This window comes from Arthrobacter sp. UYEF20, from assembly GCF_040546335.1.
In the GTDB taxonomy this organism is placed as follows: domain Bacteria; phylum Actinomycetota; class Actinomycetes; order Actinomycetales; family Micrococcaceae; genus Arthrobacter.
This window is the reverse complement of the sequence record NZ_JBEPNP010000031.1, coordinates 1-16,506: the sequence shown is the minus strand read 5'-3', so window position 1 is coordinate 16,506 and position 16,506 is coordinate 1. Positions and strand designations below refer to the sequence as shown.

At 59.5% G+C, this 16,506-nt stretch carries 7 protein-coding genes and 3 pseudogenes; 8 read left to right on the top strand and 2 right to left on the bottom strand.

The genetic code is table 11. The features are described 5' to 3' along the window. Positions 1-160 precede the first annotated feature (160 nt). Entirely contained in the window at positions 161-3,895 is a 3,735-nt protein-coding gene (locus ABIB26_RS21725; RefSeq protein ID WP_354248070.1) for a CDP-glycerol glycerophosphotransferase family protein, read from the top strand. Positions 3,896-3,983: 88 nt separating this feature from the next. Then, a complete protein-coding gene (locus ABIB26_RS21720; protein WP_354248068.1) occupies positions 3,984-7,787 on the top strand; it encodes a CDP-glycerol glycerophosphotransferase family protein in 3,804 nt (1,267 codons plus the stop codon). Positions 7,788-7,935: 148 nt separating this feature from the next. On the opposite strand, the gene ABIB26_RS21715 is transcribed toward ABIB26_RS21720, so the two are convergent. Together ABIB26_RS21715 and ABIB26_RS23810 are read right to left on the bottom strand one after the other, a co-directional pair. Then, on the bottom strand, positions 7,936-8,277 hold the full coding sequence (locus ABIB26_RS21715; protein WP_354248066.1) for a hypothetical protein: 342 nt from the start codon (positions 8,275-8,277) through the stop codon (positions 7,936-7,938). 321 nt (positions 8,278-8,598) lie between these two features. Continuing rightward, positions 8,599-8,721, bottom strand: a pseudogene (locus tag ABIB26_RS23810) (IS701 family transposase); the annotation flags it as partial. A gap of 155 nt (positions 8,722-8,876) precedes the next feature. Between ABIB26_RS23810 and istA the strand changes: the two are divergent. The 6 genes and pseudogenes from istA to ABIB26_RS21685 form a co-directional block, all read left to right on the top strand. Beyond that, positions 8,877-10,037 (top strand): annotated as a pseudogene (gene istA / locus ABIB26_RS21710) (IS21 family transposase); the annotation flags it as partial. Positions 10,038-10,463: 426 nt separating this feature from the next. Then, a complete protein-coding gene (gene gmd, locus ABIB26_RS21705) occupies positions 10,464-11,492 on the top strand; it encodes a GDP-mannose 4,6-dehydratase (RefSeq protein WP_354248064.1) in 1,029 nt (342 codons plus the stop codon). Then, positions 11,492-12,472 carry a GDP-L-fucose synthase family protein gene (locus ABIB26_RS21700; RefSeq protein ID WP_354248062.1) on the top strand — a complete coding sequence of 327 codons (981 nt, stop codon included), beginning with the start codon at positions 11,492-11,494 and terminating at the stop codon, positions 12,470-12,472. The genes gmd and ABIB26_RS21700 overlap by 1 nt, the downstream gene beginning before the upstream one ends. Before the next feature lie 208 nt (positions 12,473-12,680). Further along, complete coding sequence (locus tag ABIB26_RS21695) at positions 12,681-14,489, top strand: discoidin domain-containing protein (RefSeq protein WP_354248060.1); 1,809 nt, start codon at positions 12,681-12,683, stop codon at positions 14,487-14,489. A gap of 416 nt (positions 14,490-14,905) precedes the next feature. Beyond that, positions 14,906-16,066, top strand: a complete 1,161-nt coding sequence (locus ABIB26_RS21690) for an ISL3 family transposase (protein WP_354248058.1) — start codon at positions 14,906-14,908, stop codon at positions 16,064-16,066. Positions 16,067-16,267: 201 nt separating this feature from the next. Next, positions 16,268-16,411, top strand: a pseudogene (locus tag ABIB26_RS21685) (IS481 family transposase); the annotation flags it as partial. Positions 16,412-16,506: the final 95 nt, after the last annotated feature.

Sequence of the window (16,506 nt, the reverse complement as noted above, 5' to 3'; positions counted from 1 at the left end):
GCCGTGCCATTATTGACAAGACGCGCAGAGGGCAGCATGCCGTAGAGCGCGGACCAGGCAACCGTCTGGCCACCGCCGCCCAGCACCCCATTGACTTGTACCAAATCATGTTCACGTGACAACCGCCGGTTGGAAACAGACGAGAGAAGCGAAGACAAGAATGCCAGGTCCCAAGCAGAGCCAAGCACTAGCTGCACTGAAAGCCACCGCCGAAAGGAACCTTCGTCGCGTATGGCGGGCCTTGCCGCAGGAGCAGCAACGGCAGATCCGGAAGGTGGCCCACCCGGCGAATCTCGCCAAAGCCCGTCGGGCGGTCACCGTAACTCCGGTTGCAACCCTGCAGCAGCCGCAGCTCTCCGTCGTCGTGCTCCTGACGGACTATGCAGGTGATCCGGCCGAGACGCTGGGGAGCCTTGTCGGCCAGAAGCCGTCCGCCATGGACATGATCGTCGTTGATACCTCTCTGGCGGGGCTGGGCCAAGAAGCGGTCCAGCAGTTCGCGCAGCGGGACGGTCGGGTGAAGTACCTCGCGCTTGCTGGCGCCGGCGAGGAGGAAGCCCGCAACCGCGCTGTAGCGGATTCGGAGGCACCGTATCTGATGTTCCTTACGGCCGGCGACGTCGTCAAGAAAAACAGCCTGGACGTCATGTTCGGAACGCTGCGTGAGACCGGCTCGTCCTTCGCCGTCGGCATGACGGGGATAGCTAAGGGCAAGACCAGCACCACGCCGGCGTGGCAGCGCGAAATCCATGCAGATCCGCGGCCCGCCGCGACCGTTTCGGAAGTTCCGGACATTCTGCTGGACGGCGCCCTCGCCAACAAGGTCTTCACTCGGGACTTCTGGATCTCGGCAACCGCCGACGTCGCACTGGACCGGGAGCACTGGCAGTACCAGGCGGTTCCGACCCTTTACACCCGGGCAGAGTCGTTCGACATCGTGGACCTCACAGTGGTTGACACCTCCCTGGACGCCGCCGTGCGCACGCCCGAACGCGAAGTGCTCTGCCAGACGGGGCACCTCCAAGACCGCCTCAGCCGCCTCGAATCGCTGGCTGCCGTGATCCAAGAACTCTCAGCGCCGGACACGTACCGTCGCTGGCTCTCCGGCGAGCTAGGCAACGGGCTGTTCCCCTACTACGAGGTGGTCCCCCGGACCGAGCCCCGGTACTGGGATCTGCTGCACGCCACTGTCCATCGTCTCGGCGACGGACAGGAGCTGGACTGGGATCTCATCAGAATCCACAACCGCCTCATCCTCTCGGCTGTCCTCGCGGACAAGCGCGAGGACGTTGTCCGGATCTGTAACCACCGCAGCGACTACAGCTCCAGCTTCCCCACCCGGATCACGGAATCCGGCCTGCTGGCACAGCCCAGGTACCTCGACGAACTCACCGGCTACGACCCGGAGCTCCTGCCCTGCCGCGAGATCGACCTCCGCCTGATCAGCAAGATGACGCGCTTCGCCTGGCAGGCCGACGGCCGGCTTGAAATCGGCGGCCATGCCTACATCTCCTCGGTGGATCCGCTCGAGGGCAACCTCGCGATCCAGATGTCCCTGGTCAACGCCGGCAGCGGCGCGAACGTCCCGTTGACGGTGCAGCGCCACTCGGACAAATCCATCGACTGGGAATCCAACGACAACTGGACCAGTTACGCCGAAGCCGGGTTCAGCGCCATGATCGACCCGGCCGTTATGCAGGGCGGAACCGGGGCCCCCGCCGACTGGTACGTTCTCCTCACTGTCGCCGCCGGCGGCAGGACCTTCGCAGAGCCATTGACCCGCCGGGACCTGAACGGATCCACCGGCCAACTGCCCGTGGGCCCGATGCTGGAAACGTCCCGGATGGCCGTGGAGATGCGCCCGGGCACCACGGGCCTGACCTTTGTCCCGGTCACGCCGCTGTACGTGGCCACCTCCCTGGAGCTGACGGGACGAACGTTGACGCTGACTGTCGAGTCCCGTTCGGCCCCCGTGGCCGCCAAGGTATCCATCGAGTCCCCCAAGTTGGGCATCAGGAAGACGGCGACGTGCCTCGATGTGGACGGCAACCGGGCCGTCTACGTCATCAATGTTCCGGCACTGGGGCCCAAGGCCACCAACACTGCCGAGTATGAATGGCAGCTGCGCCTGGACAGCGGGTTCAAGACCCCCCAGCCGGTGGCGTGGCCGGAAGGTTCCGCCGAGCTGGAAGCATTGTCGGACCAGACCCGCAGCCTCCGGCTGGGCCTGACAGGGTACGGGTTCATCACCGTGGAGGAGCGCAAGACCCGCGTCATTGCCTCCACCGTCGAGGTGTCAGCCGACAAGCGCATCCTGCGGATCGAAGGTACGGCCGACCTGCCCGTCATCCACTCGCCCCGGTTTGTCCTCGCCAGCGGAAAGGCAATAATCCCCGCGACCGACGTTTCGCTGACGGTCCGTACAAACGAGGGAAGCAACGCCTTCACCGCCGATTTCCTGCTGCCCCAGAACCCGTGGGGCGGCGAGGACGTGATGCCGGAGGCCGGCGCCTACAGTGTGCGCTTCGTTCCACCGGGAGTCGCCGACCACCTCGGCCACTGGTTCCCGGCGTCGTCCGGGCTTCAGACGCAGATGCCCCGGCGGATGGAGGCGGGCCGACTGGAAGTCGGCCTGAGCCGCACTGCCAAGGCGGCGGCGTTGACCATCCACCTGCGGCCCCCCTTCGCGGCTGATGAGGTGGGTCGGTTCGATCAGCAGGCGCTCCGTACCCCGGTAACGGCGGGCGGCGACGCTGAGCTTACGGACGCCATCCTGTTCATGTGCTTCGGCGGACGCCGCGCCACAGACAGCCCGCGGCGCCTTCTGGAGGAATTCGAGCGCCGGGGAAGCCAGTGGCCCATGTACTGGGCCGTTGCTGATTTTTCGGTGCCCGTGCCCGCGGGAACCGACCCGGTGCTGATCGGTTCCCGGCTGTGGTACCGGCTCCTGACCGAGGCCCGGATTCTGATCAACAACAACAATTTCCCGTTCTACTTCCGCAAGCGCGAGGGGCAGGTCTACATCCAGACCTGGCACGGGACACCCCTCAAGAAGCTCGGCAACGATGTCGCCCGGACCAACTTCTCGCTGTCTTACTGGAACCTGATGTGGCGGGAGGCGGAGTACTGGGATGCGCTGCTGGCGCAGAACGACTACGCGGCCGGGGTCCTGGCCAATTGCTTCGGCTTTGAGGGACGGGTTGTGACTGAGGGCTATCCCCGTAACGACAGCCTGACCCGCGAGCGGATGGCCGAGGACCGCCAGGGCATCCGCAGCCGGCTTGGCATCCCCGAGGGCAAGACGGCGATTCTCTACGCGCCCACCTGGCGCGACGATGCCAAAAACGCCTCACGGCAGTATGAAATGGTCACGTACCTCGATTTCGAAAAGGCCCAGCAGCTGCTCGGCGACGACTATGTGCTGCTGCTGCGCGGACACCACAACATCGCCGGCCAGCGGCAGACGGCGGCAAACAAGTTTGTCATCGATGTGACCGAATACCCGGAAGTCAACGACCTCTACACGGCCGCGGACATCCTGGTGAACGATTATTCGTCCGTCATGTTCGATTTCTGTGTCACCGGCAAGCCGATCATCTTCCTGACACCGGACATCGCGCAGTACCGGGACGCGACCCGCGGCTTCTACTTTGATCTCGAAGAAAAGGCGCCCGGTCCCCTGCACAACACCACGGAGCAAGTGGTCCGGTCCATCAAGAACATCTCTTCGGTTTCGCGCCGGTACGCGCCTAAATATGAGGCTTTCGTCGAGGAGTTTGCCTCGCAATGTGACGGGGAGGCCACCCAGCGCGTGTTCGATGCGCTGTGGCCGGACGGCGCAAGCGCGCCGGTGCCGGTGGGATCCAGCCGCTCGTCTTCACCCATGGAGAGCTAGGCCGCGGCCGCGACACGAACACCAGCCTTGCCAGGCGCCAGCCGGTTTGACCTGATGGCAGCCACGAACTTAGGACGCAGCAAAAATTATGAGCCCCGCGCAAAAAACGATCGAACATGGCCTACTTCTTGAAGAACGGAAAGAATGGGCCGCCGCCGTTGAGGTCTACACCGCCTTGCTGGACGGCGCGAACGGTCCCGATGGCGAGCTAGCTTTCCGGCTCGGTCATGCCCACTTCCACCTCCGGCAATTCGAGGAATCCGCTGCGCATCTCCAAGAAGCTACGGCGCTGGAACCAGACATGGCTTCGTGGCACTACCGCCTGGGCTATGTCCAGGAACAGCTGGGGAATTACGACGCCGCCGTGGCGTCTTATGAGTCCTCACTCGCCCTGGACCCCGGACGGATCCGATGGATGCACCGGCTGGTTGCAGCAGAGGCGTCGGCAGAGCAGACACAGGCAGCTTTACTTGAAATGCGTCGCTCCGAGGGCCGCCGCCACCGCGAACGAGTACAGGAGCTCGTAACGAGCAAGGCCCCGCTGTGGCAGCAGATCGAGGCGCTGACTGACGGCTTGCGTGTCAACAGCGACGATCCCGCATGGCTCGTCCAGTTGGCTGATGCGCAGTTCTCGATGAACAGGTTCGCCGAGGCCGGCGAGAACTATGCTGCTGCGGCGCTGCTGAAACCTGAACAGGCGGATCTCCACTTCCGTGAGGGCTGGTGCTGGGAGCTCCTAGAGCAGCCCGGCAAGGCCCGGCGCCCCTACCGGCGGGCTGTCGCTGCCGATACTGAGCTGCAGGCGAAAGCCTTCGGCGTAGGCGTGTTCTTCCAGAAAAGGGGTCGATGGGTAGCCGCCGCGGATGCGTTCAGGAGTGCCCTTCGTCATGAACGAACGTCAGCTGAGCTGCACTACAAGCTCGGCTATGCCCTCATGCGCTCTTACAAGTGGCGCGAGGCCATTGAATCGTTCCGGTCCGCCGTGGCTATGGACCCCTCTGTTCCACAGTGGCATTACGGCTTGGGCTTCGCCCACGAGCGGCTCGGTGAGTGGGGCAATGCCGCTTCCGCGTACGAATACGCGATTAGTCTGAATAGCCCTGCCCCCTCGTATTGGTACTACCGCCTGGGCTACGTCCTTACTCAGGCACGCGACTTTGAAGGCGCGTGCCTCTCATTCGCCGCCACGCTCAAACCAAAAACCGAGGCTGCAACCGGAAGGAAAGACCAACCGGCGAGCGTCTATGAGAAAAGACTCCTTGTCGATACCCTGCCCGCCGCGCTGAGATCACAATCAGCCCAGCGGTGCTTAGAGGCCGGGGAACGCCTGGAGCTCCGGGGAATGCGCGTCCCCGCCGCGGAAGCCTTCGACACCGCCGTCAAGCGGATGGAGAGCCACTCCCCCAACGCCTACTACAGATTGGGCCGCGCGCTACAAGAAATCGGGAACTTTGAGGCGGCTTGCCGTGCATACCTGGAAACACGCCTGTTCAAACGGGCACACGGCGTCGACACAGCTCCCTATCGCAAAAACAAAGAGCTCAACCAGTCGATGATCTACACCGAGTTCCTTGAGACACTCCCTCTGGCGCCGACGACGGTCCTGTACGAGAGCAGCCATGGCAACTCCGTTTCGTGCAATCCCTTGCAGATCTGCCGGAACCTCTTGGCCGATCCTCAGTTCGACTCTTGGACTCACGTATGGGTACTCAATGACAAGAACAGAATTCCGCACGAGCTGGCCGGCCGGACTAACGTCATTTTCGCCACCCGTGATAGCGACCTCTACTTGCGTTATCTGTCCACGGCGACGCATTTGATCAATAACAACACATTCCCTCCCTATTTCATCCGGCGTGAGGGTCAGAAGTACCTGAACACGTGGCATGGAACTCCGCTCAAGACGCTGGGCCGGGACATCAAAAACGGCTTCATGGATCATCGGAATGCTGCGCGGAACTTCCTGCATACAACACACATGATTGCTCCGAACCAGTTCACCGCAGAGTGTCTCATCGAAAAGTACGATGTCGAGGGCATCTTCGCAGGACAACTGGCAGTCACAGGGTACCCGCGCATCGACGCCACCGTTGGAGCCAGTGAGCAGCAAAAGCTGGAGCTACGCCGTCATTTGGGGATAAACGACGGCCAGAAGATCGTGCTCTACGCACCCACTTGGCGCGGCTCCCTTGGCTCGCTCGAGAAGGGCAACGTTGACGTTCCAAGTGTTATGGAGAAGCTTGCGACGCTTGACTGCGTGCCACTGTACCGAGGCCATGCGCTGACGTCCAAGGAGGGGACCGAAGGAGCGCTGGACAAGTTCGTGGTGCCGGACGACATCCCGACCAACGACCTGCTCGCCGTAGTGGACGTACTCATCACCGACTACTCCAGCATCTTCTTTGATTTCATGGCGACCGGGCGACCCATCGTCTACTTTGCCTACGACCTTGATGAATACGCTTCTGAGCGGGGACTGTACTTTGAGTTAGAAACGCTGCCTGGTCGAGTGTGCATTGAAACCACCGGGCTTCTCCATGAAGTCTCGACCGCCCTACAGGATGAGGCGGCCACAGACGAGAAGTACTTGCGCGGTATAGACACTTTCTGCGCCATTGAAGACGGATCGTCCACTCAACGAGCGATCGACTTCTTCTTCTTCGATGCTACTGAATGTGTCGTTCCACTGGATCAAAGCCCGAAGCGCAATGTGCTCTTCTATCAAGGCTCGTTCATTCCAAACGGAATAACCACGTCCTATCTGAATCTTGTCAGAAACGTAGACAGCGGCAGCAATCGAATGTTCGTGGCGATCGACCCGTCCGCCGTCAACTCCGAAGAACGGCGACTCGAAAAGTTTGCACAGCATCCCGGGCATGTCCAAGTTCTGGGGCGGGTGGGCGTCCAGCTCGTGACCGCGGAAGAACGATGGGTGATCGACAAGTTTAATGCCACCGGCGACCTCGCAACTCCCGAGCTCTGGGACATATACGATCGTGCCTTCAAACGGGAATTCCGTCGCCTGTTCGGCGACGCCCGCTTCGATTCAGTGGTCTGCTTTGAAGGCTACGCAAGGTATTGGGCAGCACTGTTCGCAAACACCACCAACCCTGCAGCCAGGAAGTCCATTTACCTGCACAATGACATGCACCGTGAATGGCGCCACCGCTTCCGTTACCTAGAATCGATGTTCCGTCTCTATGGAAAGTACGATCAACTGGTGTCCGTCACGAAGAGCGTCAACGAAGAGAATATTCGTCAATTATCCGAAGCTTTCGACCTGCCGGAGGCTAAATTTGACTACTGCAACAACGTGGTCAACGCCGACGAGGCGAAGGAACTGGCTGCAGATCCGCTTGAAGAAGATCTGCACGAGTGGATGGATGTAGAGTCCACGAACTTTGTGACACTCGGACGCCTGTCCCCCGAGAAGGGTCACGCCAAACTCATCCGCGCGTTCGCTAAAATAGTCGAGGCGAACCCTAATTGCAAGCTGACAATCCTCGGCGATGGACCGCTGCAGCAGGATCTGCAGGATCTCATAGAGGACCTGTCACTGGAGTCCAGTGTGCTCCTGGCCGGGCTGCGTTTAAACCCGTTTCCGGCGCTTCAACGCGCCGACTGCTTTGTTTTCTCGTCTGACTATGAAGGACAGGGCCTCGTGGTCCTCGAAGCCTTGATTCTTGGAAAGCCTGTCATCTCAACGGATGTTGTGGGCCCCAAAAGTGTGTTGGAGGACGGCTATGGCCTTCTAGTCGACAATAGTGTTAGTGGTCTTGTTTCCGGGATGAACCAATTCCTAGAGGGGAAAACAAAGCCCCAAAAATTCGATTATCAATCTTACCAGGACGAAGCAATTAGCAAATTTGAAAGCGTAGTACTGACGGTCTAACGTGCGTTCGCAAAATAGGAATTGAGCCCTTACTCGAGCCTCCTGCCCAGCGCGGAGGCTGAGGCGCGGATGCCGAAGAAAAGCAGGGAGACAGCGGCCCTGTGGCCCCGTATTCAATTGGCACTAATGGCCCTATTTTCGGTTGGCGTTAACACAGGTTGAAGTCCAGTCGCGTCATCAGGCGGAACTCGCCGTCTCCGAAACGTGCGAAGCTCAGTTCTTCGTCGCGTATCAGTTCAAGTGTTTCCATGAATCCGGGTTGCTTGCGCATGATCGCGGCCCGGACCCGGGTAAGGAGCGGGGCACCCAGGATGGTTTTCAAGCTCTCAACTGTGCGCCGGGTTGTGGTTACTTCAGAGCTGGTCGAGGTGGCCAGCTCTGTCCGCGTCGTGAGCAGCTCGGTCAGCTCCGACAGTAAACTGTTCTGCTGCTTTAGGTGATCAAATACTGTTGAGGATGGCTCTAGCATAGATTCAGGCTGGCTGGTCAAGGTTCCCCTAGCTTCGTAGTTGCTCGTCGATTAGAATGGCATCGCTCATGTTTTTTCAGTACATCATTCGTACTTGAAACCAGACTTGGACGCCAGCCCGAATACGCCGCGGTCGTGGAACTATGGATCTATCCGAACGTGCTGACTAGTACTACAGCCGCGTTTATGGGGTGTGCCCCCGGGCCTTGTAATGACAGTAGCGGGCTCGCTGTTGGTGTTTCCGCCGCCAGATCGAATGCCTGAGGATCGGGTCGGGGCGTAGTGGCCGGTACCAGACCAGCCGGACCAGCAGGCGCCTGATTTCCGGCAGGGAGAGCCGGATCAGGTCCCCGGTCCCGGCGGCAGGGCCCCCTTTTTAGAGCGTATGACCGTCAGGAAGGCGTGGGCGAACATGGAGAGTGTGATGTGCCGGTACCAGCCGGCATATTGCCGCACCTGGTAGTGAATATTGGCCTTCAGGGGGTCCAGAGGTGGTGCGGGTGAGCGCCGTGGTCGGAATCCCGATTGGCGTGGGTGAGCGCCAGTGTCGGTGTGGGTGAGCGCCATCTGTAAGGCTCCTTCCACCACGTGAGGGCCACGTGGCGGAAGGATTACCGGCAATGGTACGGAAGATCAAGGCGAAACTGGTTTTGCAGTTTCGCAATCAAGGCCTATCGGGCAGGGCTATCTCGTCTGCTCAGGGCATGTCTCGGCACAGCGTTCAGGCGGTGATCGAGGCTGCTGATCGGGCAGGGCTCGGCTGGGATGACGTTGCTGATTTGTCTGATGGTGAGGTTTATCTGGCGCTATTTCCCGGCCGTGGGGTGCGCGAGAGCGTGTTTATGCAGCCGGACTGGGGCCAGGTGCACCGGGAGCTGGCCAGGGTTGGGGTGACGTTGAAGCTGCTGCACCAGGAGTATGTCGACGCATCCGGTCGGGCGGGGCAAGCGGCGATGAGTTATGACCGGTTCTGCAGGCTTTATGGCGATCACGCGATGGTCACTGGCGCCTCGTCCCGGGTCGGCCACAAGGCCGGCCGCAGCATCGAGGTCGACTGGTCTGGGCCGACGATGCAGCTGGTCGATCCGGCAACGGGAGAGGTCTCGAAGGTGTATTTGTTCGTCGCGTGTCTGCCGTTCAGCAGGTATGCGTTCGTGGAGGCGTGCCTGGATATGCGGCAGGATTCGTGGCTGCGCGCGCATGCGGAGATGTTCGCGTTCTTCGGCGGCACGGTCCCGCGGCTCGTGCCCGACAATCTCAAGACCGGGGTGATCTCTCATCCGCGCGAGGGTGAGGTCGTGCTCAACGACGCGTATCGGGAGATGGCGGCGCATTATTCAGCGGCGGTACTACCGGGCCGAGTGAGGCACCCGAAGGACAAGGCGAGCGTGGAAAACACTGTCTCGCACGTCGCCACCTGGGTGATTGCCGGGTTGAGGAAAGAGGTGTTCACGAGCCTGGCGCAGTTGCGGAGACGGATTCGGGAGCAGATCGATGCCTATAACAGGCAGCCGTTCCAGAAGCGGGAGGGCTCCCGGCTGAGCGTGTTCACCGCCGAGGAGAAGCCGGTGTTGCAACCGCTGCCGGCGGTGGCGTTCGAGATCAGCACCTGGACCTATGGGCGCAAAGTTGGGCGCAACGGCCACGTGGTCTGGGCGAAGAACTTTTACTCCGTGCCGTTCGCCCACATCGGCTCGAATGTTGATCTTCGTGTCACGGAGACCATGCTGGAGATCTATCGCAGCGATGAGCGCCTCACCAGCCACCTGCTGCTGCCAGCGACGACATGTATGAGTTCATGCAGGATTCTGTGCAGACGGTTGACCAGCCAGGCGCGTTGTGGTCTGGGCTGCCACTGCAACGGGCGCAGATTTGCCTGCCGCAGGCCTGTGTCCCGGCTGAAGCGTTCGCGGTCGCTGTAACAGCGCCCGCGGAGCGGACCCAGACTTTCATGGCAAGCGTGGACGGAACGTCCACAACGAGTTCTCCGTGGGCAACGAGGATCTGTGCGGTTCCCCTCCCCACCACCCTCTGCCGCCTCGATCGCCATCCGTCGCGGAAGCCGACGGGACCACAATTCATAGATCCAGCAGGGCCAAGTATAGTTAGGGTCTGCCCGTCTACCCGCGTGAGCGGATAGATGGAAGCTATGAACACATCGGAGGCCGCATTTGAAGACGGCAACGAATAACAGAGGTCAGTTACCAATGACGAAACGCGCTTTGATTACGGGAATTACTGGGCAGGACGGCTCCTACCTGGCGGAGTTGTTGCTGAAGAAGGGGTACGAAGTTCATGGATTGATTCGTCGTGCGTCGACGTTCAACACTGCTCGAATCGATCACCTATATGTGGATGCGCACGATCCGGCTGCTAAACTGTTCCTGCACTATGGCGACCTCAGCGACGGCGCAAGGCTTGTTACTCTCTTGGCGGAGATTAATCCTGATGAGGTGTACAACCTCGCAGCACAATCGCATGTTCGGGTGTCGTTTGATGAGCCAGAGCATACCGCAGATACTACCGGCGTGGGCACGGTTCGCCTGCTGGAAGCTGTGCGAATGTCTGGCATCAAAACAAGGTTTTATCAGGCTTCTACTTCTGAAATGTTTGGTGCGACTCCGCCGCCGCAAGGCGAAGACACCCCTTTCTACCCACGTTCCCCATATGGAGCAGCGAAAGTCTATAGCTACTGGATCACAAAGAATTACCGAGAGGCATACGGCATGTTCGCCGTCAATGGTATTCTGTTCAATCATGAATCTCCGCGTCGTGGTGAGACTTTCGTAACTCGCAAGATAACCCGAGCCGTGGCCGCGATCAAAAGCGGCGAGCAGAGTGATCTGTATATGGGCAATCTGGACGCCGTCCGTGACTGGGGATATGCGGCGGAGTACGTCGAAGGCATGTGGCGCATGCTGCAGGTCGACGAACCGGAGGATTTCGTCCTGGCCACCGGTTCCGGTTACACGGTGAAGGACTTTCTTCAGGTTGCTTTCGACCATGTGGGGCTGAATTGGGAGGAACATGTCAAATTTGATGACCGGTACTTGCGTCCGACGGAAGTTGACGCCTTGATCGGGGATCCGTCGAAGGCTCATGCGAAGCTGGGCTGGAAGACCACCGTGGAGACGCCGCAGCTTGCACGCATAATGGTGGACGCGGACATCAAGGCTCGGTCACACGCCGGTAATCATTGGGTTGACAAGGTCGACCTCGACAGTTGGAATGCGTAATGACGAGCGTTGACTTCACGCCGGGTCCGCTGGACCGCGACGCGACATTCTATGTGGCTGGGCACCGAGGCTTAGTAGGATCGAGCATTTGGCGCGTCCTCCAGTCTGGAGGATTCAATAATCTAGTGGGTCGCACCTCAAGAGAGTTAGATCTCAAGGACCGCGATTCAACTTTTGCGTTCTTTGCAGAATCCAAGCCACGTTATGTTGCGCTCGCGGCGGCGAGGGTTGGTGGCATCCTGGCAAACAGCACCTATCCCGTAGATTTCCTGAGCGACAATTTACGGATCCAGGTCAACGTCCTGGACGCAGCTCGTGAGTTCGGTGTGGAGCGGCTTTTGTTTTTGGGTTCCTCGTGCATCTACCCGAAGTTGGCCGAGCAGCCAATCCGCGAGCACTCTCTGCTTACGGGGCATCTGGAACCGACAAACGATGCGTACGCAATAGCTAAAATCGCTGGAATTTTGCACGTCCAAGCCGTCCGTCGGCAGTACGGTCTTCCATGGATTTCTGCGATGCCTACAAATCTATATGGCCCAGAGGATAACTTTTCTCCAAACGAATCTCATGTCTTGCCGGCACTCATCCGGCGCTACGATGATGCGGTCCGAAACGGGGCCGGCACCGTGACGAACTGGGGGACGGGCGCTCCTCGACGCGAGTTCCTTCACGTGGATGACATGGCCAGCGCTTGTTTGCACTTGCTGGAGCACTATGACGGTGCGGAACATGTGAACGTAGGTACTGGTTCGGATGTCACAATCCAAGAACTGGCAGGTATTGTGGCTGATGCAGTGGGCTATACCGGTGAAATGGAATGGGATACGTCTAAACCTGACGGTACGCCGCAAAAACTGCTGGACGTTTCTAAGCTGGCCGGTACCGGGTGGCGCTCCAGCATCAGCCTGAGGAACGGCCTCCGCAGTACTGTGGAATGGTACAGAGAAAATGTCCAACTTGTACGAGGGAGCGGCGGCTGATCGTGGGCCACACATCTTGCGCCGGCTATTCGTAAACCGACTATTGAATTCGATGGTATTTGGAATCTGCTAGAGGGAACCGCGGTTTTTCTAACATCAGCTCAAATTCAGCGGATTACATGGACCGCAAGGGATCCGAGCCAATCTATCGAGTTACGATAGTTTTGCGGCAAATAATAAATGGTGGTATTAGCCACTTGGAGATAGTGTGTTGACTGAAATTAATTCTACCCCTACAAATATAGCTTATCGTAAGCCCACCACCCAGAGCTCCCTTTACCGATCTGCTTCGCAAGCAGAGTCGTCTAGGGCCGTTGACGGATTGGACCACAAACGATTCGCCTTTCACACTGAACGTGAGGCAAAACCGTGGTGGATGGTGGACCTGGAAGATCGCTACCCGATCATCTCTATTCGTATCCAGAATCGAAAGGATAGGGAGCAAGATCGGGCACGAACGTTGTGCGTGCAGGTCTCAAACGATCTGGTCGACTGGATAGATATACATCGCGGGATCGTGTATTGGGGTCCAAGTATTGAATTTGCCCTTGGTGGAAAGATTGATGCGCGTTTCGTGCGTATTTCGCTCACGGAAAGTGAGTATCTTCATTTGTCTCAAGTGGAAGTATTCGTGGAGCGTAAGACTGTAATCGCTGCCCGTGGGGATGGCTTGGGTGAGCGACTAAATGCGATTCTCAACGGTCTCTGGTTATCTGAAAATTTTAACGCAGATTTTCGTTTCGTCTGGAACACACAAATCGCTGGCGCGGCTCAGCTGAAAGACCACGCGATAATTCCCGCTGAGGACTTCTTCGCCGATAGCTTTATTCAGAGATATATGATTGGTTCCTTCGATAGCAGTGAGTATCCTGAACTTAGGGGAACCAATCTTACCGCTGCTCAAGCCCGCCGTGATCTTTCGACCTTGAAGGGTTGGCGGGCCCCCCGGCTAGGGCTGAAGGATATATTTGGGATTGGTGACAGTGATGCTGCTTACTTCAGTCTCCAGGCGGCGTTTGACCGAATAGACTTTCATCCAGACATTAAGCAGGCCGTTGAAGTTGCACGTGCCGTTGAGCTTTCCGAAAGAACCGTCGGTTTCCACTTAAGAAGTGGCGACGTCTTCTACGGGCCGTATCGTAAATGGCTCCACTATACCTATAAAGGAATAACGCTTCCCGTGGCCAAGGCGATGGTTGTCGAAGCACTGAAATTGGGGAAAGAAGTCCTCATTTTTGGGCAGGATAAGGAGGTTATTAGTTACCTTTGTGCTCAGTACGGAGTGTTATCGGTCGATCAGATTCAGACTGTCAAGTTCAAATCCGACGCGGCACAAGCAATGTACGAACTAGTTCTGATGTCACGCTGTCAGGCTATTTATGCTGGCAGCAGCGGATTCGCCAAGCAGGCCTCGTGGATTAGTGGAACGAAGCTTTTTAGCGACCCTATGGAAGTGCTTGCCGGTCAAGATACTACGCAGATTTCCTTAGCTGATCTCGCCATCAACGCAACGATGTACGAGCCGCTGCAGGCTGCGTTTGCTTACTGGTTTGCCTACTTTTACGGCCGTAAGAATCGCTCGCTCGCCGAGGCTGATCCCATTCTACGGGCGGCAATGTCCTTCGATTCTGACAACGAGCTCTACCCAATAGTCCTCGCCGCCCACTATTTCGAGGTAGGACGAGACACTGAGGCTGAGGTTCTGTTGGCGGCTCTGATTGAGCGGGATGCCGATGGCATAGGGCAAGTGTTTCCAGCGGCATTGGGAGTATTCGTTGCCAAAACAGCGGGAGCGTTTAATTTGTCCGAGTACATGCTCCCGTATAGCGAGGCAGCTTCGCGGGGGTGTCCGGGGGCTGGTATTTTTCATGCCTGGTTATTGATTGCGTCGGACAGGACCAGCGAGGCGTTGGAGATGCTTGACCGGGCCTGCGCTAGCGGTTCTGCTAGTGGGGCTCATATCCGGCTGATCGATTGGATGCGATCGCGCCAGCCTCAGGCGATACTCAGCACCTAATTGGTTTCCGGAGGTGTGTGAAGGATTTGAGACCGTCGCCAGCCCGGAATTTTTCAAGCTGAACGGTACCAACGGGAGTTAGGCGCGTGGCTTTTCGGTGATTTCCTTGGGCTGGTTGATCCATGCTGGTCCTGGGAGCGCGAGGATTTTTGGGTCGGTGGTGCTGGTGAAGCGTTCGGGGTGTTTCGCGCGGGCTGCAGCGAGCGTTGCCGAGCGTTCTTTGGCGGCTCTTCAAGGTTCCCGGGGAAATAGGTTCGTGTTGTAGATAGCAGAGGACTCGTGGTTCTGCTGGGATGAGTGTTACTACGCATTCAACCTGAACAGGAACCACGAGCCTTGTTAGAGCCTACTGTGGCTGGCCATGATGCTGCCAGCATGATCTTTAACCTGCCCGATTACCATGTCTCACCGGCACCGTGCTGCTCCCTGGCGGGGTGCGCCATGTCACGGTCGAATCCACGTTCCCGCCGGGGTGCCCGAGCTGCGGGGTCTCCCGGGTCAAGGAACGCCGATGCCAGCAGCTGCGGGATATTCCCGTCGCCGGCAGGGTGGAGCTGCTCTGGGACAAGCGGCGCTGGTTCTGTGACGAGTACCTGTGCGAGCGGAAATCGTTCTGCGAGGCGACGCCGCAGGTGCCGCGGCGGGCCCGGTCTACGCGGCGGCTGCGGAAGACGGTGCTGGACGCGGTCATCGCCTCCGGCCGGGCCGTGTCCGAGACTGCCATGGCGTTCGGGATCTCGTGGTGGCTGGTCCAGCCGGCCATCGGTGACGCCGCCCTGCGCCTGCCGGACGTGGACCTCCTCGCACCCAGGATGCTGGGCATCGACGAGCACCGCTACCGGTCCGTGCGGTTCTTCCAGGACCCCGGTACGAAGGCCTGGACCCGGTACGAGCCCTGGATGACCACGATCGTGGACCTGGACACCGGCCAGGTCCTGGGCATCGTGGACGGACGGGACCACAAGGGCCTCGGGGACTGGCTCTTCGCCCGCCCGCTGGAATGGCGGCTCGGCGTGCAGGTCGTCGCGATCGATCCCTCCGCGGCGTTCAGGAAGGCGCTGCGGATGTGGCTGCCGCGCAGCGCCGTGTCGGTGGATCTTTTCCATATGACCATGCTGGCCAACCACATGCTCACCTCGGTCCGGCAGGGCCTGTCCCAGCAGGTCCGGGGCCGGCGGGGCAGGGCCACCGACCCGGCCTGGGCGCACCGCATGCTGCTGCTGAAAGCCGATGAAAACCCCTCCGAACGTCGACAGCACCGGCTGGCCGGCGTCTTCGACACCGACGACCCGACCGGCAAGCTCAGGGCCGCCTGGCAGGTCAAGGAACAGCTCCGCACCCTGCTGCGCACCGGCTCCCTCCACGACGCCGCAGCCGCGAAAACCACCCTGGCCGACCTCGCGGCGCAGGCCGCGCTGCCCGAAGCGAACAGGCTCTACCGGACGGTGTGCCGCTGGTGGGCCGAGATCGAAGTCCTCATCGTCACCGGGACAACCACGGCCAAGGTAGAGGCCAACAAACACGGCAATAAAACACATCAAACGGACCGGCCGCGGCTACCGGAACCCCAGGGCTGATGCAAAGTCGTGGGTGGGTCCGGCAAAACGACGGCGGCACGCCGCGCGGGTGGGTGCTTTTAAAGTAGGGGTGTTATGTCGCAGGACATCGGTGACAGTTCTGCCTCAGGACATTGGTGACACTTCGGCGGGTTTGGTGGTGACACTTTTCGAGGGGTAACACGGCTTTGACCTGCATGGCATGGGACGCCAAGGTAGCGGGTGAATAAGAATGAGCCCGTCAACGCCCGTATCCGCCTTGCGATTGCTCAGTGGCCCGATGATGCACCACGCGGGTCCGTCACCACGTTCTGCGACGAGCACGGCATCACGCGCAAGACGTTCTATGCGATCCGGGCCAGGGCATGCGGCCGTATGGTTTTGTGAGACAGCTTGTTAGGAGCCCTTCTTCACAATGACCGACCGTAAGAGGTATAGCCAGAAGTACAAGGACGACGCCG